General features: G+C 42.1%; 1 pseudogene. It reads left to right on the top strand.

The features are described from left to right. Window positions 1-374, top strand: a pseudogene (locus tag A3712_RS27695) (hypothetical protein); the annotation flags it as partial. Window positions 375-392: the final 18 nt, after the last annotated feature.

Genomic DNA, 392 nt, shown 5'->3' with positions numbered 1-392 from the left:
CTCACGCCATGAAGTTTGGTGACGGGGATGGTGCAACAACATTTACACTACCAAATCATCATCTTGGTCACTTTGTTCGAGGGGCGCCTAGTGGTGTTAATCACGGTGATACACAAGGTGATGCGATTAGAAATATTGTAGGTGACTTCAAAAACGTAGCATACCAAGATGTAGCAGGTAGAATTTCGTTGGTGACAACTGGCGCTTTTAAACAGGCAGAAAATCCAGATACAGCTTCAGCAGTAACACCAAAATATTCTGAACAATATAGTGATGGTATTGGATTTGATGCAAGTCGAGTAGTACCTACAGCCAATGAAAATCGCCCATACACCGCAAACCTTTCAATCAAAATTCACCGAGGATGGATGTAATGAAAACAGCGTATCACT

The organism is Vibrio sp. HI00D65, from assembly GCF_001635455.1.
GTDB lineage: Bacteria > Pseudomonadota > Gammaproteobacteria > Enterobacterales > Vibrionaceae > Vibrio.
The sequence above is the reverse complement of the archived record's forward strand: the minus strand, read 5'-3'. Positions and strand labels throughout refer to the sequence as shown.